The organism is Streptomyces bacillaris (assembly GCF_003268675.1).
Taxonomy (GTDB): domain Bacteria; phylum Actinomycetota; class Actinomycetes; order Streptomycetales; family Streptomycetaceae; genus Streptomyces; species Streptomyces bacillaris.
The window spans coordinates 3,168,044-3,185,097 of record NZ_CP029378.1 but is presented as its reverse complement, the minus strand read 5'-3'; the positions used below and the strand labels follow the sequence as shown (position 1 = coordinate 3,185,097).

Here is a 17,054-nt window from a genome sequence, read left to right as displayed (position 1 = left end):
CTTCGTTCCTGAGGTCCGTACGGGGAGGTGGCAGGCACGTGATGGAGCAGCTGACGCAGCACGACCCGAGACGGATCGGCCCGTTCGAGGTGCTGGGACGGCTCGGGGCCGGCGGCATGGGGCTGGTCTATCTCGCCCGGTCGGCATCGGGCCGGCGGGTGGCGATCAAGACGGTACGGACCGAGCTGGCCGAGGACCAGCTCTTCCGGGTCCGCTTCACGCGCGAGGTGGAGGCCGCCCGCGCGGTCAGCGGGTTCTACACCGCCGCCGTCGTCGACGCCGACCCCCGCGCCGCCGTGCCGTGGCTGGCCACCGCCTATGTGCCCGCGCCCTCGCTCGAAGAGATCGTCAACGAGTGCGGCCCCATGCCCACCCAGGCCGTGCGCTGGCTGGCCGCCGGGATCGCCGAGGCCCTCCAGTCGATCCACGGCGCCGGGCTCGTCCACCGCGACCTGAAGCCGTCCAACGTACTCGTCGTCGAGGACGGCCCCCGGGTCATCGACTTCGGCATCGCCTCCGGGGTCTCCAACACCCGGCTGACCATGACGAACGTCGCCGTCGGCACCCCCGCCTACATGTCGCCCGAGCAGGCCCGGGACTCCCGCAGCGTCACCGGGGCCAGCGACATCTTCTCGCTCGGCTCCACCCTCGTCTTCGCCGCCACCGGCCACGCCCCCTACCACGGGGCGAACCCGGTCGAGACGGTGTTCATGCTGCTGCGCGAGGGGCCGGACCTGGAGGGGCTGCCGGACGACCTGCGCCCCCTGATCGAGTCCTGCATGCAGCTGGACGCCACCCGCCGGCCCACCCCCGCCGACCTCCAGGCCCAGCTGGCCCCGCACCTCTTCGCCTCCGGCAGCGACGACAGCGGTACGGCGTCGGCCTGGCTGCCGTCCCAGGCCACGGCCATGATCGAACGGCGCAGGGGAGGCGGCCGCACCGCCCCGACCGCGCCCTCCGCCCACCCGCCGCGCCCCCCGCAGCCGCCGCGCGCCCCGGACCGCGCGCCGAACCGGGGGCCCGGGGCGGGGCACGGCCCGGACGGCGGCCCCGGCCACGCCCCGAACCGGGGCCCCGGGCATGCACCGGACCGGGGTCCCGGGCACGCCCCGAACGGTGGCCCCGGGCATGCACCCGACCGGAGGCCCGACTGGCGCGGCGGCGACGACCTGCGCTCCCCGTCCCCGCTCTCCTCGCCCTCCCAGCTCTCCTCCTCGGCCCCCGCCCCCGACAGCGGGCCCGTCCACCTGCCCGGCGCGAAGGCGCCGATCGGGCCAGGCCCCCGGGTGGGGGAGGTCCGGGGCCCCGCCGCCGCCCACCCGGCCGCCGCGACCGGCTGGGTCCGCCCGCCCGCGGGCCCGAACGGCTCGCCCGGTACGTCAGCGGCGTCCACCGCCCCCGTACCGTCCCCGGGACCCGGCCCGGACCCCTCGCCCGCCGCGCCCGACCGCTGGCGGCCCTGGCGCTTCCGCATGTCCAACGACGTGTGGGGGACGCCCGTCGTCTCCGGTGACCTGCTGTACGTGACGTCCTTCGAGATCCACGCGCTGGACGTCGGCAACGGGCGGCGCCAGTTCAAGACCCGGGACGTGGCGTGGGCGATGGCCGTCGAGGGCGGCCGCATCCACGCGTCGGACGGCCCCTCCCTCTACGCCCTGGACGCGGCGACCGGCGCCGAGCAGTGGCGGATCCGCACCGACGCCTGGGTGTACGCGCTCAAGGCCGACCGGGGCACGGTGCTCACCGCGACCCGGGGCGGCGGCGTCCAGGGGTGGGAGGCGTCCAACGGCGACAAGCTGTGGGAGGTCACCGGCGCCCAGACCGACTTCGAGACGGTCGAGGCCGCGCCGGTCATCCACGACGGCACGGTCTACGTCTGGCAGGACGCCCGGCTGCGCGCGCTGGACGCCCGTACGGGCCTGGAGCGCTGGTCGTACCCGATCGGCGACGCGGCCTCCTGCGGCGGCGTCCCGGTCCGGGTGACCCCGGCCCCCGACGGGTACGTCTACATCGCGGCGGGCACCCGGGTGCTGGCCGTGGACATCGTCTCCGGCCTGGTGCGCTGGCACTTCGAGGCCCCGGCGGTCTTCCTCTCCCCGCCCGCGTTCGCCCCGGGCCCGGCGGTGACCGGGGGCGGGGTCTACCTGGCGGACTACCTCGGCACGGTGTACGCGCTCGACGCGACGACCGGCAAGGACCGCTGGCGCATCGCCACGGAGGCCCGGGCCTCCCTCGAACCGGTCCTCGTCGCCGTCGGCAACGTCCATGTGGGCAGCGGCAGCGCGCTCTACACCCTGGACGCGGTCACCGGCACCCCGAAGTGGCGCTTCGCGGCGGGCGGCGACGTGGTGGGCTCCCCGGTCGTGGCGGACGGCCGCGTCCACTTCGGCTCGGCCGACCACGTCCTCTACACCCTGGACGCGGCGGGCGGCCAGCTCCGCTGGAAGCTCGCCACGGGCGGCGAGATCACGGGCTCCCCGGTGGCGGAGGCGGGCGTGGTGTACGCCTGCAGCAAGGACCGCTGCGTCTACGCCCTGGACGCCCTGAAGGGCACCGGCACCGGCAACAGGGCCCGCACCTGAGCCTCGCCTCCGCCGAACTCCCAGCCCGTCCGGCGAAACTCCAGCCCGTCCGGCGTTTGAGGACGGAACCCTGGACGGGGTGGGCGTCGACTCTGTGGGGACCGGTGCGGCGGGCTCCCAGCCCGTCCGGCGTTTGAGGACGGAACCTTCGACGGGGTGACCGTCAACCCTGGGGCGGCCGGTGCGGAGGATGCGGCGGATGCACCGGATCCCGAGGATCACCCTCCGCCTGCGGATACGACCGCGTACGCGCATCCCGGGCGTCCTGGGGGCCATGGGGGTCACGGGGGCCACGGGGATCCGGCCCCGTGTACGGCTCCACCTCCGGCTCCGGCCAGGGCGACGTCTGCACCGACATCCCCGGCTCCTGCGTCGGCGGCCAGGTGTCCACCTGATCGGCCGGATGCGCCGCGTACGGCTCCTCCACCGCCCCCTCCCGAGACCGCTCCCGGGACCGGGACCGCCCCCACCCCGACCCCCGCGCCCGCCCCTTCATCAGCAACGCCCCGATCAGCATCAGCACCCCGCCCGCCAGCGCGTTGACCACCCCCACCTGGAGCCCCTCCCCGTCCCCGCCGACCGTGAGCGACCCCGCCGCCTGCCCCTGGCGGACCATCCACAGGATCGTGAAGCCCAGCACCACGACCCCCGCGAACGCGACCACGATCCGCGACCGCACCAGAACTCCCCCGATCACGAGCAGCGCCGCGAACAGGAACGGCAGCAGGATCGAGACCAGCACCCCCGACTCCGTACCGGTGATGCCCTCGAAGAGGTCCCGTACCCGGTAGTCCTGCCCGGCCCGCCCGGCGTACCAGTCACGGAACGGGCTCAGCACGGCGGAGACCGCCCCGGCCAGGGCGACGAGGGAGCCGAGGATGTTGCGGATCATCGGAGAGGCCTCCAGGGACGTACGGCGTACGGCGAACACCCCCGTACGGCCGACGCTACGCCGGGGTGATCACCCCCGCCACGCGGACGCCGCCGTACGCCGCGCGGATGCCCCGCCCCGCAGACCATGACCGGACCGTGACAGGGTCATGACCTACGCGCGTGCGGTATCCGGCAAGCTGTACCGGCAGTACCGGGAAACGGCGAAGAGCCGAGGACGACAACAAGGGGGGCTGCATCCATGATGCGGCGACAGATCAAGCTGGCGGCGGTCCTGGTCGTGGTGGTGCTCGCACTCACCGGCTTCTCGACCGCCAGCAGCGGCGGCAAGGGAAGCAAGAGCAAGGGCAGCAGCAGCTCGGGCGGCGGCTGCTCCAACTCCAAGAAGAGCAACAGCGGTTACCGACACAACGACTACAGCGACGACGACAACTCCTCGTCCGGCTCCTCCGGTTCGACCTACGGAACCCCGACACCCACCGCCTCCGACGAGCCCGTCGTCCGGGTGATCCGGTGCGCCCGGCCCGGCAAGGGCAAGCGCAAGGCGGTCACCGCGTCCGTCGTCGAGCTGCGGTCGAACGACACCCGCTCGCACCGGTACGAGGTCGACGTCACGTTCCTGGACGCGCGCGGGAACACCGTCGACACCGCCGAGACCACGACCACGCTCGACGCCGGGGACGTCCGCAGCCTCACCGTGCGGATGGACAGTCCGCGCAAGGTCTCCCAGGTCAGCCGCTGCGAGGTCACGGCCCAGCTGCTCTGACCCGAGGGGCGGGGGCGAGGGGCACCGGAGCACAGAGCCCCCGACCCCGAGGCCGGGAGACACGGCCGCCCCAGCCCCGCCCCCACCGCACCAGGCCACCTCACCGCACACCCGCCCCACCCCCTCACCGCACCCGAGGAGCGCCTCCTCCGCCCTCACGCCCACCCCCACCCCTCCGCCCCGCGAACAGCTCGGCCTGCCGCTTTGGCCCCAGGTTCCCCAGGGCGATCAGCGCCGGGGCCTGGGCCATCGCCTGCGTCCGGGCCGCCTCCTTCGCGGCCCACACCGCCCGGACCGTGCCCTGCACCGCGTCGGTCGGATACCCGGCCATCACGCCCGCCGCCCGCAGCGCGGCCGCCGCCGCCCCGCCCGGCTCGGTCACCTCGCTGACCAGCCCGATCGCGTGCGCCCGGGCGGCGCCGATCCGTTCCGCGGTGCCCATCAGCGCCATCCGGGCCACCTCCCCGAACGGCATCCGTTGGGCCATCGCGATGGCCTCGTACGCCGAGACCATCCCGTACGTCGTGTGCGGGTCGAAGAAGGTGGCGTCGCGCGAGGCGACGATGAACTCCGCCTCGCCCAGCAGATAGAACGCCCCGCCGCACGCCATCCCCTCCACCGCCGCGACCACCGGCTTCCACAGGTCGTTGGCCTTGGGCCCGATGCGGAGGAGCGGATCGTCGATGGCGTACGGGGACGGAGGCTGCGGGACGTTCACGCCCCGGTCGATCCCGGTGCAGAAGGCGCGGGTGCCGCTCCCGGTGAGGACGACGGCCCGCACGCCCACGTCGTACCGCAACTCCCGCCACGACTCAGCCAGTTCCTCCGCCGTCCCCAGATCGATCGCGTTGAGCTTGTCCGGCCGGTCGAGCGTGACGAGGGCGACCCCCTCGGCCGCCTCCCGCTCGATGAGCAGAGCCACCGCTCACCGCTCCAGCAGCCAACGCACCAGCGTGACCGCCCCCCTTGGGCCCGCCGGGCAGAACACCGCCCGCACCGGGGCCCCGATCCGCAGCCGCGCCGGATCGACGGAGTTCAGCGGCGCGTCGGCGGAGGCGACGACGTTCCCGGCCAGCCGGATCCGCGGGGCGTCCACCAGCTCCACCAACACCGCGTTGTAGGGAGCCTGTTCGGCGTACGCGGGGAGCAGCGGCGGGTGCGGGATCACGTACGACCAGATCCGGCCGCGCCCGCTCATCGCCCGCCACTCACTGTCGAACGACCCGCAGTGCGGGCAGCAGGGCCGGGGCGGGAAGCGGAGTTCGCCGCAGGCGGGGGAGGCGCAGGCCTGGACGCGCAGTTCGCCCCGGGCGGCGTACTCCCAGAAGGGGGCGCCGTCCTCGTCGACGACGGGCAGCAGCAGCGAATCGTTCACATCCATCTCCTCAACTCTCAACTCCTCAACTTCTCGACTCGTCAGTTCCGCAGCAGGACGGCCGACGTCGGTACGCCCTCACCGGCGGTGACCAGACAGGTGGCGGCGTCCGGGACCTGGGCGGTGGAGGTGCCGCGCAGCTGTTTGACGCCCTCGGTGATGAGGTTGAACCCGTGGACGTACGCCTCGCTCAGCCCGCCGCCCCCGGTGTTGAGCGGCAGCCGGCCCCCGGTCTCCAGCGCCCCGCCCTCGGTGAACGCGCCGCCCTCGCCGCGCCCGCAGAAGCCGTACCCCTCCAGGGAGAGCGGGACGAGCGGGGTGAACGCGTCGTAGATCTGGGCCACATGGATGTCGTCCGGACCGAAGTCGGCGTGTTTCCACAGCTGTCGGGCGGCTGTCCAGGCGGGTCCGGTGAGCGGGTCGTCGTTCCAGTAGTTGACCATCCCGTGGTGCTGGGCGGGCAGGCCCTGGGCGACGGAGTGGAGGTAGACGGGCTTCTGCCGGCAGTCGCGGGCGCGCTTGGCGGAGACGATGACGCAGGCCAACGCCCCGTCCGTCTCCAGGCAGTTGTCGAAGAGGCAGAGGGGTTCGCTGATCCAGCGGGAGGTCATGTACATCTCGCGGGTGAGCGGCCGGTCGTACATGATCGCGTCGGGGTTCTGGTTGGCCCGGTTGCGGCAGGCGAGGGCGACGTTGAAGAGGTGGTCGCGGGTGGCCCCGTACGCGTGCATGTAGCGACGGGCCAGCATGCCGATCTCGTCGGCGGGCCGGAGCAGCCCGTAGGGGCGGGTCCACTGGGCGGGGGTCGGCAGCTGGACGGCGGTGTTCTTCCACGGCCGGGGGCCCGACCCGCGCTTCCGCGACCGCCAGGCGACACCGACGCTCGCCTGCCCGGTGGCGACGGCGGCGGCGAGATGGCCGAGGGTGGCGCAGGAGCCACCGCCCCCGTACCCCACCTTCGAGAAGAACGTGACGTCCCCGGCGCCGATCGCCTTGGCGACCTCCACCTCGTCGGTCTCCTCCATCGTGTACGAGGCGAAGCCGTCGACCTCCGAGGGGGCGATGCCCGCGTCGTCGAGGGCGACCAGGATCGCCCGGCAGGCGAGGGTCTTCTCGGATTCGGGGAGCCGTCGGGCGAACGCCGTCTGCCCGATCCCGGCTATCGCTGTCGCGTCCTTGAGCGTCGCCATCCGCCAACCTCCCGCACTCCCGAGCCTGCTGACAGCGGCAGAGGCTACCGCTAATCTGACGGATAGTCAGCTAGTGCGGCGGCGGCAGGAGGGCGGGCGCGTGATGCGGGACGACGAGGAGTGGGGCACCATCCCGGGGCTGGTACGGGCGGCGGCCGAGCGGTACGGCCCGGCCGAGGCGGTGGCCCACGGCCGCACCCGCCTCTCGTACACCGGACTCGGCGCCCGCGTGGAGCGCGCCGCCGCCGCGTGCATCGCCGCCGGGGTGGAGCCGGGCGACCGGGTGGCGATCTGGGCCCCGAACACCCCGGACTGGATCGTCTCCGCGCTCGGGGCGGTGAGCGCCGGGGCGGTGCTGGTCCCGCTCAACACCCGGTTCAAGGGCACGGAGGCCGCTCACATCCTGCGCCGCAGCCGGGCCAGGCTGCTGTTCGTCACCGGCACGTTCCTGGGCACGTCGTACGTGGCGTCCCTGCGCCGGGCGGAGGTGAAGCTGCCGGACCTGGAGCGGGTGGTGGTGCTGGCGGACACGGCCCCCGAGGACTACACGAGCTGGCCGGAGTTCCTGGCGGCGGGGGAGAGGGTCCCGGCCGGGGCCGTACGGGAACGGGCCGACGCCGTCCGTCCCTCGGACCCCTCCGACATCATCTACACCTCGGGCACCACGGGCGCCCCCAAGGGTGCGGTGATCACCCACGCCCAGACGCTGCGCGCGTACGCGATCTGGAGCGAGCTGGCGGGGCTGCGCGAGGGCGACCGCTATCTGATCGTGAACCCGTTCTTTCACACCTTCGGCTACAAGGCGGGGATCATCGCCTGTCTGATGCGGGGGGCCACGATGGTGCCGCAGCCGGTGTTCAACGTGGACACGGTGCTGGCGAACATCGCGGCGGAACGTATCTCCGTCCTGCCCGGCCCGCCCACGCTCCACCAGTCCCTGCTGGACCACCCGGCGCGCGACGCCCACGACCTCTCCGCCCTCCGCCTGGTGGTGACGGGCGCGGCGGTGGTCCCCCTGCGCCTGGTGGAGCGCCTGCGCGGCGAACTCCACATCCCCACGGTCCTCACGGCGTACGGCCTCTCCGAGGCGAGCGGCATCGTCACGATGTGCCACCGGAGCGACCCGCCGGAGACCGTGGCCACCACCTCCGGCCGTGCGATCCCCGGCACCGAGGTCCGCGTCCTGGCGGAACCGGGCGCTCCGGGCGAGGTCCAGGTCCGCGGCTTCACCGTGATGACCGGCTACTTCGAGGACCCGGAGACCACGGTCCGCGCCTTCACCCCCGACGGGTGGCTCCGCACCGGCGACGTGGGCGTCCTGGACGCGGCGGGCAACCTGCGGATCACGGACCGGATCAAGGACATGTTCATCGTGGGCGGCTTCAACGCCTACCCGGCCGAGATCGAACAGCTCCTCGGCCTCCACCCCGACATCGCCGACGTGGCGGTCATCGGCATCCCCGACCCCCGCCTGGGCGAGGTCGGCAAGGCCTACGCGGTCCGCCGCCGGGGCGCCACGGTGACGGCCGACGACCTGATCGCCTGGTCCCGCCGCGAGATGGCGAACTTCAAGGTCCCGAGAGCGGTCGAGTTCGTCCCGGAACTCCCGCGCAACGCGAGCGGCAAGGTGGTGAAGGGGGAGCTGCGGGGGAGGGGGTAGCGAACCTTTGTACGACTTCACCGGTTGGGGTGAACGGCCTGGGGTTCCGGCGGCCTCCGGCGGTATGGTCGTAAGTATGGCAACCAAGAAGTACACGGTCACCCTGCCGGAGGAGCTGGCGGAGGAGATCCGGGCGGAGGTCGGCCCTGGGGCCTTCAGCGCGTATGTCACGCGGGCCATAGAGCGTCAGCGTGAGCATGACCGGCTGGGGGAGCTGGTGGAGCGCTTGGAGGGCGAATACGGACCCGTCACCGACGCGGACCTGGCCGCCGCCGAGGCCGAGCGACGCGAGATCGAGCAGTGGTTCGCCGGCCGGGCGACGGACGGCGAACCGGTCGGGCCTGAGCGCCGGAACGCGGCGGCCGCCTGATGCCGGAGATCTCGTACGTACTGGACTGCGAGGCCCTCTCGCGGGCGGCCCTCGGCAAGGCGGAGATGAAGAGCCGCCTCAAGGACGCCCACCGGGCGGGTATCCGCGTGGTGACCAGCTCCACGACCCTGGTCGAGGCATACCACAGCAAGATTCGGCGCCCGGTCTGGGACTGGGCGATGTCCGGCGTGGTGGTCGAACCCGTCACCAAGGGGGTCGCGGACGAGGCGATCCTGCTCCTGCGGGAGACCGGCCTGCACGGCCACAAGTACGCGATGGACGCGATCCTCGCCGCGATCGCCAACCGCCAGCGCGGACCGGCGGTCGTCTTCACCTCCGACGCCGACGACCTGACCAAGCTGTGCGCACCCCGGGTCCAGGTCCGCGCCCTGTAGGCCCGCATGCCGAGAGGCCCGAGCCCATCCCCAGGCTCGGGCCTCTCGTGTACGGCAGCCGCGGCGGCTCCCCCTCCGCGTCGCAGCGGCTGCTCCCCCGTACGTACCCCCGTTCCCCGTTCCCCCGTATCCCCCCCGACGTCCCCCGTCGTGAAGGTCTGAAGGTCTAGTTGGCGGGCTCGCTCGTGGCGTGCATGTCGCCGTTGGTGGTGTCGCCGCCGGTGGCGTGCATGTCCTTGGCCTTGAGCGGGCTGCCGGTGGCGTGCATGTCGCCGTTGGTCGTCTCGCCGCCGGTGGCGTGCATGTCCTGCGGCTTGATGACCGGGTTCTTCTTCGCGTCAGCCATATCGCTGTTCTCCCCTAGGCAGTGCTTCTTTTCCGGTTGATGGGCGGCCCGCCCGGCTGTTCCCCCGTGGACGGCCGGGCGGGCGCCTCAGGGCCGCTCACCTTACGTCGCGGCCTCACCGTCAGCCCGTCTGCCCCCCGACGCGACGGATCGACAGGCATGAGACTGGCCGGTCGCGATAAACGAATGATGAACACCGGTGGGGGCAGGGGCGGAAACCCCTGCCGGCCTGCGGTGTTACGGGGTGGACGTCGTGGACGCGAGCAGGGTGCGGACCTCGGCCGCCTCCTGCGAGCCGAGGGCGTCGTAGATGCCCAGCGCCTCGCGCCAGCAGACCTCCGCCCGGCCGAACTGGCCGATCCGGACGAGGGAACGGCCCAGCACCGTGAGGATGTTGCCCCGCCGCCACTCGCCGCCGATGCCCCGCAGCGCGGTGAGGGCCTGCTCCGCCTTGACCGCCGCGTCCGTGGCGTTGCCCGCCGCCAGGTCCACCTCCGCGAGCCGGAAGAGGGTCATCCCCTCCCACAGCCGCTGCCGGCTGGCCCGGAAGACGTCCAGCGCCTCCAGCAGCCGGTCCGACGCCTCCGCGAACCTGCCGCTCTGCGTGAGCGCCATCCCCAGCGCGTAGCGGCCGTTGGCGCTGCGCAGGGCGTGGCCCATGCTGTCGTAGACGGCCGTGCCCTCCTCGGCCAGGGCCACCGCGCTCTCGGTGCGGCCGGTCGCCAGGTGGATGCGCGAGAGGTTGCACAGGGCGCTGGCCTCGCCCGGCCGGTCCTGGACGGAGCGGAAGTTGTCTATGGCCCGGTTGAAGTGCCGCTCGCCGTCCTCGTGGCGGGACTGGTAGAGCGCCATGATGCCCCGGGCGTTCGACGCCCAGCAGACGGGCAGCGGGTCCTGGTCGGCTCCGGCCAGCAGCATCACGCTCTCCGCCTCCTGCTCGGCCTGGTCGAACCGGCCCGACGTGTGGTGCACATCGGCCAGCGTCACCAGGGCCCGCACCTCGGAGCGCCGGTCCCCGCCCGCCCGGGCCGCCTCCAGCAGGGCCAGGGCGACGGTCTCGTACTGCTTCGCGTTCGCCCCCGACTCGCCCAGGTCCAGCGCCGCCCAGAGCAGGTCCACGCCCCGCCGCAGGGTGGCCGGGCCGTGGGACTGGCGTACGCAGGCGAGCAGGTTGCCCGCCTCCGTGTACAGCCAGTCCAGCGCCGGGTGCCGGTCCGCGAACGTGAGCCCGGCCTGTTCCGTCGGCTCCAGGTGGTCCACCAGCCGGTCGCCCGGCCGCTCCAGCGCGTACACCCCCGCCGCCGTCGCCAGGTAGAAGTCCAGCAGCCGGGAGAGGGCCGCCTCCCGCTCGGCGTCCTGCTCGTCGCGCTCGGCGCACGCGCGGGCGTAGAGGCGGACCAGGTCGTGGTAGCGGTAGCGCCCCGCGGCGGCCGACTCCAGGAGCGAGGTGTCGACCAGGGCCTCCAGCAGGTCCTCCGCCGTGTGCGCGTCCAGGTTCAGCAGGGCCGCCGCGGCGGCCAGCGAGATGTCCGGGCCGTCCGCGAGGCCCAGCAGGCGGAAGGCGCGGGCCTGGCCCGGCTCCAGCTGGCCGTACCCCAGCTCGAAGGTGGCCTTCACCGCCAGGTCGCCCGCCTGGAGCTCGTCCAGCCGGCGCCGCTCGTCCGCCAGCTTGGCGGCCAGCACGGAGACCGTCCAGGTGCGCCGGGCGGCCAGCCGGGAGGCGGCGATCCGGATGGCCAGGGGCAGGAAACCGCAGGCGGCCACCACGTCGAGCGCCGCCTCCCGCTCCGCGCCGACCCGTTCCGTCCCCACGATCCGGGTGAAGAGCTGGAGCGCCTCGTCCGGCGACATCACATCCAGGTCCACCAGATGCGCCCCGGCCAGGTCGACCATCCGCACCCGGCTCGTCACCAGCGCCGCGCATCCCGGGGTCCCCGGCAGCAGCGGGCGGATCTGGGCCGCGTCATGGGCGTTGTCCAGCAGCACCAGGATCCGGCGGCCGTCGAGCGTGGAGCGGTAGAGCGCGGCCCGCTCGTCCAGCGTGCCGGGGATCGCCGACTCCGCGGTGCCGAGGGCCCGCAGGAACGAGCCGAGGACCGTCTCCGGCTCGGCCGCCCGCGCCCCCGCGCCCTGGAGGTCGACGTAGAGCTGCCCGTCCGGGAAGTGCGGGCGGGCCTGGTGGGCCACATGGACGGCCAGCGTCGTCTTGCCGACCCCGCCGATCCCGGCCAGCGCGGAGACGGCCATCACCGAACCCTCGGCGGTGGCGAGTTGGGCGCCCAGATCCCGTACGAAGGAGTCCCGGCCGGTGAAGTCGGGGACCGTCGCCGGAAGTTGTGCCGGGCGCAGCGGCGCGGGCGCCGGGGCCGGTTCGTCCGCCGGACGGGCCAGCTCCTCGTCGGCGCGCAGGATGCGCTGCTGGAGCTGGGCCAGTTCGGGGCGCGGGTCCACCCCCAGCTCCTCCGAGAGCAGCCGCCGGGTGTCCGCGTACACCGCCAGCGCCTCCGCCTGCCGGCCGCTGCGGTACAGCGCCACCATCAAAAGCTCCCGCAGCCGCTCCCGCAGCGGGTGGGCCGCGGTGAGCGCGGTCAGCTCGGAGACGGCCTCCGCGTGGCTGCCGACCTCCAGGTCCAGATCGAGCCGGGCCTCGGTGAGCGAGAGGCGCCACTCCTCCAGCCGGGTGCGCTGGTTCTCCGCGTACGGCCCCGGTACCGAGGCCAGCGCCTCCCCGTCCCAGAGCCCCAGCACCTTGTTGATCAGCGTCCGGGCCTGGACCCGGTCACCCGCCGCGCGGGCCTTCTCCGCCTCGGTCACCAGGTCCTGCGCCAGGGTGAGGTCGAGGGCGCCCCGGCCGATCCGGAGCGCGTAACCGCCCGACTCGCTCACCAGGGTCTCCTGCCCCAGGATCTTGCGGAGCCGGGAGGCGTACGTACGGATGGTGGCCAGCGCCTGCGAGGGCGGGTCCTCGCCCCAGAACGCGTCGATCAGCTCGCCCGCCGTGGCCGTCCGCCCCTCGCGCAGCAGCAGGGCCGCGAGGAGCGCGCGCTGCTGCGGGGATCCGGAGGGGAGCGGCTCCCCGCCGCGCCATGCCCGTACGGGACCGAGGACGGTGAACCTGAGGGAGTCGGCGGCCCCCGGTTCCTCCGGGGCGCGCTGCCCCGGTACGCGCACGCGTGGCCCGCGGTCACGGTCCATTGATGCCCCCTGTCCTGCTCGCCTGCCGGCCCTGCTCTTCAGCGGGCTCTGCCGGTGGTGCCGGTATCCGAGCGCTCGCGTCTCCGCCCCGCCTGTCCGCCCCTTGTCCGCCCGTGCGTCGAAGTGCGGCGTACATCCGGATTGCTCGGTACCGCTGGTATCGCGCTCAACAGTCTGCCTTGTCGCGGGCGGGCACGTCAGCAGTGGGTGACGCTCTGCACAAGCCCTCGACAACGATCGGGGAACCGTGCGCGGGGCCGCGCCCGGCGCCGATGCGCGCACGGGAGCTGACGGGTCGTCAGATCAACGCTACCGTGGAACGCATGGAGACCTTCCCGAAGATCATCTCGGTGGACGACCACACGGTGGAGCCCGCTCATGTCTGGCGGGACCGGCTCCCGTCCCGGTACGCGGACTCCGGCCCGCGCATCGTCCGCGCGCCCCTGAAGGAAATGACCTTCCTGGGTGGAAAGTTCGCGCCCGTGATGGGCGCCAAGGGGGACGACGGGCCGGTGGGCGACTGGTGGGTCTACGAGGACCTGCACCGGCCGCTCACCCGCCTGGACACCGCCGTCGGCTACGACAGGGACGAGATCAAGCTGGAGATCATCACCTACGAGCAGATGCGCCCGGGCTCCTTCTCGGTCCCCGACCGGCTGGCCGACATGGACGTCAACCACGTCCAGTCCGCGCTCTGCTTCCCCACGTTCCCGCGCTTCTGCGGCCAGACCTTCACCGAGGCGAAGGACCGCGAACTGGGGCTGCTCGGCGTGCGCGCGTACAACGACTGGATGGTGGAGGAGTGGTGCGGCCCCGAGGCGCACGGCCGCCTCATCCCGCTCACCCTCGTCCCGCTCTGGGACGCGGAGCTGGCCGCCGCCGAGGTCCGGCGCAACGCGGCCCGGGGCGTGCGCGCGGTCGCGTTTTCCGAGATACCTCCCCATCTCGGGCTTCCGTCGATACATACGGACGAGTGGGATCCGTTTCTCGCCGCCTGCGACGAGACCGGCACCGTCATCGCCATGCACATCGGCTCCTCCTCGAAGATGCCGTCCACCTCCGCCGACGCCCCGCCCGCCGTCGGCTCCACCATCACCTTCGCCAACTGCTGCTTCTCGCTGGTCGACTGGCTGATGAGCGGCAAGTTCGAACGCTTCCCGAACCTGAAGGTCATGTACGCGGAGGGCCAGATCGGCTGGATCCCGTACATCCTGGAGCGCGCCGACGTCGTCTGGGAGGAGAACCGGGGCTGGGGCGGTGTCGCGGACAAGGTCCACCGCCCGCCGTCCGAGCTGTTCGCCGACCACGTCCACGGCTGCTTCTTCGACGACGCCTTCGGGCTGCGGAACCTGGACGCGATCGGCGTCGGGAACGTCCTGTACGAGACGGACTACCCGCACTCCGACTCCACCTGGCCCCGATCCCGCGAGGTGGGCGAGGCCCAGATGGGCCACCTCGCCCCGGACGTCGTGGACCGGATCGTGCGCGGCAACGCGATCGACCTGCTGGGGCTGACGGAGGACGGGCTCTGGGCGGGGGCGTAGGGGACGTTCGTACGGAGGCCTGACGGAGGTCTGACGGAGGGCTTGTACGGGGAGGGGCACCCCTCCCCGTACGGACCCGGCCGCTACACCTTCGCCACCGGCTCCTGCAGCTCCGTGACCCACTGGTCCCGGTCCGGCGGGCACTCCAGGGTGACCTCGCGGGCGTACCCCGTGGAGCGGTAGCCGTGGGAGTCCAGCCAGCGGGCCAGGGTCTGCGCGGTGGGCAGTACGTCGTCCATCGCGCCCCGGTGCACGATGGTCGCCGCCTCGAACGGGGGCAGCTCCACGACCTCCACCCCGGTGTCCCCGACCGGGCCCACCGGGGCCGACACCGTCACCCCGGCGTGGACGACGATGGCGCCGCCGCCGCTGCCGCCCTCGCCCTCGGGGGAGTCCTGCGGCGCGTCCTCGTAGCGGGCGATCCCGGGGCCGGTGGGCCGGATGCCGGCGCCTTCCAGGAGCGGGAAGAGGTTCTCGTACAGCGGACCGATCACCGGCCCGATGTCCTGCGGCTCGTAGCTCGCCGCCGTCCCGGTCAGCTCGGCCACCCGGACCGCCGGAACGGTCTTGATCACAACGTCGTCGGCAGGCATGTGCCCCTCGCTCTCGATCGACCGGAGCCTCGCCTCGACCTGGGCCAGCCGCGCGGTCGCGGCCGCCACCGCTTCCGCCAGCTCCGCCCGGCGCAGCCGCAGCATCCCGCGCAGCTCCTCCGGGCCCACCTGCTCGTCCAGGACGGCCCCCACCTGCTGGAGCGTGAAACCGAGGTCCTTGAGCGCGATGATCCGGTTGAGCCGGGCGAGCTGGGCGGCGCCGTAGAAGCGGTAGCCGGTGGCGGGGTCGGTGCGGTCCGGGCGCAGCAGTCCGATGGCGTCGTAGTGACGCAGCATCCGGGGCGACACCCGTCCGTACCTGGCGAAGTCTCCGATGGTGAACATGATGGCTCCCACTGCACGGCTTCACATGGTGTGAGGGTCAAGCGGTACCGGCGGATCGCGGGCCGTGTACGGGCAGGAGCCCGTACACCGGCGGGAGTCCGTACACAGGCAGGAGCCCCGTTCCTCCGCCGAAGCGGGGGAGCGGGGCTCCTTGGGTACTGCTGGTGCGACCGCGATCGGCCGACCCGGGCAACTAGGCCGGGGTGACGTTCTCAGCCTGCGGACCCTTGGGCCCCTGAGTGACGTCGAAGTTCACGACCTGGTTCTCCTCGAGGGAGCGGAACCCGGACGCGTTGATCGCGGAGTAGTGAACGAAGACATCCGGGCCGCCGCCGTCCTGGGCGATGAAGCCGAAGCCCTTTTCAGCGTTGAACCACTTGACGGTTCCGGTAGCCATAAGCCCTCCTTGGGCCAAAGGGTTGCCCTGCTCCAGAACCTGCAAACAAGTCTGAAAACTACAAAAGCCTGCGGGTTACATGCTCCGCAGGCTCTGTACTGCAAGGGAAACCAAACTGCAACTTGCGAGCGAGCCTAGCACGCAGCCTCTGGCGAGCGGTAGAGGGAAAGATCACTTCACCCGAATGTTTGATTGCCTCGCCGGAGAGGTGACGGGGGCCGTCTCCGGGCCCCCGGAGACGGCCCGGGAGGTGCTCCGGGACGCCCTCGGAACGACGGTCCCGAGGGCGTCCCGGAGGTGTACGGGAGGCATCCCGTACGCGCCTCGAAGGCCTTCCGGAGAAGCCCTGGAGACGCCCCGGAGACGCCCCGGTGGTGCTCCGCCTCCGGCGCGGGTTTAGCCTCGCGATGTGGACAATTCAACCGTCTCAGCCCGCGAGGTCCCGGCCGGTGAAGGCGACGACCGTCGCAGCCGCCCCCGCGTCGGCCACATCCAGTTCCTGAACTGCCTGCCGCTCTACTGGGGTCTGGCGCGTACGGGGACCCTGCTCGACCTGGAGCTGTCGAAGGACACCCCGGAGCGGCTCAGCGAGCAGCTGATCAGGGGGGACCTGGACATCGGCCCGGTCACCCTCGTGGAGTACCTGCGCAACGCCGACGACCTGGTGGCCTTCCCCGACATCGCGGTCGGCTGCGACGGGCCCGTCATGTCCTGCGTGATCGTCTCCCAGCTCCCGCTGGAGCAGCTGGACCGGGCCCGGGTGGCGCTCGGCTCCACCTCGCGCACCTCCGTACGCCTGGCCCAGCTGCTGCTGGCCGAGCGGTACGGGGTCCGGCCCGACTACTACACCTGCCCGCCCGACCTCGGGCTGATGATGCAGGAGGCGGACGCGGCCGTCCTGATCGGTGACGCCGCCCTGCGGGCCAATCTGCACGACGCCCCGCGCCTCGGCCTCCAGGTCCACGACCTGGGTGCGATGTGGAAGGAGTGGACGGGGCTGCCGTTCGTCTTCGCCGTCTGGGCGGCTCGCAAGGACTTCCTGGCCGCCCACCCCGAGACGGCCGCCAAGGTGCACGAGGCGTTCCTCGCCTCCCGGGACCTCTCCCTGGAGGAGGTCGCCAAGGTCGCGGAGCAGGCGGCCCGCTGGGAGGCCTTCGACGCCGGGGTGCTGGAGCGGTACTTCACGACCCTGGACTTCCGCTTCGGCCCGGACCAGCTCGCCGGTGTCCGCGAGTTCGCCCGCCGTACCGGAGCGGACACCGGATACCCGGCGGATGTCCATGTGGAGCTGCTCGGCGGCTGAGCCGGGAATGGTCCGTCCGCTTCGAATTCACTTTCCGGTTCCCGGGCGGGAAATGGGAGGAGAACGGCCGGACAACGCGGTGGACAACGTATTTGCGCCTTT

At 72.8% G+C, this 17,054-nt stretch carries 15 protein-coding genes; 7 read left to right on the top strand and 8 right to left on the bottom strand.

All coding sequences use genetic code 11. The features are described 5' to 3' along the window. Positions 1 to 41: 41 nt before the first annotated feature. On the top strand, positions 42 to 2,582 hold the full coding sequence (locus DJ476_RS13375; protein ID WP_112490598.1) for an outer membrane protein assembly factor BamB family protein: 2,541 nt from the start codon (positions 42 to 44) through the stop codon (positions 2,580 to 2,582). A gap of 163 nt (positions 2,583 to 2,745) precedes the next feature. Here DJ476_RS13375 and DJ476_RS13370 read toward each other — a convergent pair whose 3' ends face one another. Then, complete coding sequence (locus tag DJ476_RS13370) at positions 2,746 to 3,474, bottom strand: hypothetical protein (protein ID WP_112490597.1); 729 nt, start codon at positions 3,472 to 3,474, stop codon at positions 2,746 to 2,748. Positions 3,475 to 3,714: 240 nt separating this feature from the next. Here DJ476_RS13370 and DJ476_RS13365 point away from each other — a divergent pair, with 240 nt between their 5' ends. Then, positions 3,715 to 4,239: a hypothetical protein gene (locus tag DJ476_RS13365; protein WP_112490596.1), complete on the top strand. Its 525-nt coding sequence runs from the start codon at positions 3,715 to 3,717 to the stop codon at positions 4,237 to 4,239. A gap of 124 nt (positions 4,240 to 4,363) precedes the next feature. On the opposite strand, the gene DJ476_RS13360 is transcribed toward DJ476_RS13365, so the two are convergent. The 3 genes from DJ476_RS13360 to DJ476_RS13350 are packed head-to-tail and all read right to left on the bottom strand — an operon-like array spanning position 4,364 to position 6,804. Then, positions 4,364 to 5,161 carry an enoyl-CoA hydratase/isomerase family protein gene (locus DJ476_RS13360; RefSeq protein ID WP_112490595.1) on the bottom strand — a complete coding sequence of 266 codons (798 nt, stop codon included), beginning with the start codon at positions 5,159 to 5,161 and terminating at the stop codon, positions 4,364 to 4,366. 3 nt (positions 5,162 to 5,164) lie between these two features. Then, positions 5,165 to 5,620, bottom strand: coding sequence for a Zn-ribbon domain-containing OB-fold protein (locus tag DJ476_RS13355; RefSeq protein ID WP_103416775.1), 456 nt, complete (start codon positions 5,618 to 5,620; stop codon positions 5,165 to 5,167). 35 nt (positions 5,621 to 5,655) lie between these two features. Then, positions 5,656 to 6,804, bottom strand: coding sequence for a lipid-transfer protein (locus DJ476_RS13350; protein ID WP_112490594.1), 1,149 nt, complete (start codon positions 6,802 to 6,804; stop codon positions 5,656 to 5,658). Positions 6,805 to 6,907: 103 nt separating this feature from the next. Here DJ476_RS13350 and DJ476_RS13345 point away from each other — a divergent pair, with 103 nt between their 5' ends. The 3 genes from DJ476_RS13345 to DJ476_RS13335 all read left to right on the top strand — a co-directional run bounded on the left by DJ476_RS13345 (position 6,908) and on the right by DJ476_RS13335 (position 9,229). Continuing rightward, the gene (locus DJ476_RS13345; RefSeq protein ID WP_112490593.1) at positions 6,908 to 8,464 is read left to right on the top strand and encodes a FadD3 family acyl-CoA ligase; all 1,557 of its coding nucleotides are present in this window, start codon (positions 6,908 to 6,910) and stop codon (positions 8,462 to 8,464) included. A 76-nt stretch (positions 8,465 to 8,540) separates the two neighbouring features. Next, positions 8,541 to 8,834 (top strand): hypothetical protein, encoded by a 294-nt coding sequence (locus DJ476_RS13340; protein ID WP_112490592.1) that lies wholly within the window; start codon positions 8,541 to 8,543, stop codon positions 8,832 to 8,834. After that, positions 8,834 to 9,229, top strand: coding sequence for a PIN domain-containing protein (locus DJ476_RS13335; protein ID WP_103416778.1), 396 nt, complete (start codon positions 8,834 to 8,836; stop codon positions 9,227 to 9,229). The genes DJ476_RS13340 and DJ476_RS13335 overlap by 1 nt, the downstream gene beginning before the upstream one ends. A 166-nt stretch (positions 9,230 to 9,395) precedes the next feature. Here DJ476_RS13335 and DJ476_RS13330 read toward each other — a convergent pair whose 3' ends face one another. Beyond that, positions 9,396 to 9,575 carry a hypothetical protein gene (locus tag DJ476_RS13330; RefSeq protein WP_019762150.1) on the bottom strand — a complete coding sequence of 60 codons (180 nt, stop codon included), beginning with the start codon at positions 9,573 to 9,575 and terminating at the stop codon, positions 9,396 to 9,398. A 237-nt stretch (positions 9,576 to 9,812) separates the two neighbouring features. Beyond that, a complete protein-coding gene (locus tag DJ476_RS13325) occupies positions 9,813 to 12,770 on the bottom strand; it encodes an AfsR/SARP family transcriptional regulator (protein WP_112490591.1) in 2,958 nt (985 codons plus the stop codon). 323 nt (positions 12,771 to 13,093) lie between these two features. On the opposite strand from DJ476_RS13325, the gene DJ476_RS13320 reads away from it, so the two are divergent. Next, positions 13,094 to 14,314: an amidohydrolase family protein gene (locus DJ476_RS13320; RefSeq protein ID WP_112490590.1), complete on the top strand. Its 1,221-nt coding sequence runs from the start codon at positions 13,094 to 13,096 to the stop codon at positions 14,312 to 14,314. Positions 14,315 to 14,397: 83 nt separating this feature from the next. On the opposite strand, the gene DJ476_RS13315 is transcribed toward DJ476_RS13320, so the two are convergent. Continuing rightward, positions 14,398 to 15,252, bottom strand: a complete 855-nt coding sequence (locus DJ476_RS13315) for a MerR family transcriptional regulator (protein WP_112492502.1) — start codon at positions 15,250 to 15,252, stop codon at positions 14,398 to 14,400. A 193-nt stretch (positions 15,253 to 15,445) separates the two neighbouring features. Beyond that, the gene (locus tag DJ476_RS13310) at positions 15,446 to 15,649 is read right to left on the bottom strand and encodes a cold-shock protein (RefSeq protein ID WP_003967102.1); all 204 of its coding nucleotides are present in this window, start codon (positions 15,647 to 15,649) and stop codon (positions 15,446 to 15,448) included. Between the two features lie 409 nt (positions 15,650 to 16,058). Here DJ476_RS13310 and DJ476_RS13305 point away from each other — a divergent pair, with 409 nt between their 5' ends. Next, positions 16,059 to 16,952 (top strand): menaquinone biosynthetic enzyme MqnA/MqnD family protein, encoded by an 894-nt coding sequence (locus DJ476_RS13305; RefSeq protein WP_019762154.1) that lies wholly within the window; start codon positions 16,059 to 16,061, stop codon positions 16,950 to 16,952. Positions 16,953 to 17,054: the final 102 nt, after the last annotated feature.

Bases quoted from the DNA above. Each gene is read 5' to 3' on its own strand.
- DJ476_RS13375 (WP_112490598.1), top strand. From the start codon at position 42: ATGGAGCAGCTGACGCAGCACGACCCGAGACGGATCGGCCCGTTCGAG.
- DJ476_RS13370 (WP_112490597.1), bottom strand. From the start codon at position 3,474: ATGATCCGCAACATCCTCGGCTCCCTCGTCGCCCTGGCCGGGGCGGTC.
- DJ476_RS13365 (WP_112490596.1), top strand. From the start codon at position 3,715: ATGATGCGGCGACAGATCAAGCTGGCGGCGGTCCTGGTCGTGGTGGTG.
- DJ476_RS13355 (WP_103416775.1), bottom strand. From the start codon at position 5,620: ATGGATGTGAACGATTCGCTGCTGCTGCCCGTCGTCGACGAGGACGGC.
- DJ476_RS13350 (WP_112490594.1), bottom strand. From the start codon at position 6,804: ATGGCGACGCTCAAGGACGCGACAGCGATAGCCGGGATCGGGCAGACG.
- DJ476_RS13345 (WP_112490593.1), top strand. From the start codon at position 6,908: ATGCGGGACGACGAGGAGTGGGGCACCATCCCGGGGCTGGTACGGGCG.
- DJ476_RS13340 (WP_112490592.1), top strand. From the start codon at position 8,541: ATGGCAACCAAGAAGTACACGGTCACCCTGCCGGAGGAGCTGGCGGAG.
- DJ476_RS13335 (WP_103416778.1), top strand. From the start codon at position 8,834: ATGCCGGAGATCTCGTACGTACTGGACTGCGAGGCCCTCTCGCGGGCG.
- DJ476_RS13330 (WP_019762150.1), bottom strand. From the start codon at position 9,575: ATGGCTGACGCGAAGAAGAACCCGGTCATCAAGCCGCAGGACATGCAC.
- DJ476_RS13325 (WP_112490591.1), bottom strand. From the start codon at position 12,770: ATGGACCGTGACCGCGGGCCACGCGTGCGCGTACCGGGGCAGCGCGCC.
- DJ476_RS13320 (WP_112490590.1), top strand. From the start codon at position 13,094: ATGGAGACCTTCCCGAAGATCATCTCGGTGGACGACCACACGGTGGAG.
- DJ476_RS13315 (WP_112492502.1), bottom strand. From the start codon at position 15,252: ATGTTCACCATCGGAGACTTCGCCAGGTACGGACGGGTGTCGCCCCGG.
- DJ476_RS13310 (WP_003967102.1), bottom strand. From the start codon at position 15,649: ATGGCTACCGGAACCGTCAAGTGGTTCAACGCTGAAAAGGGCTTCGGC.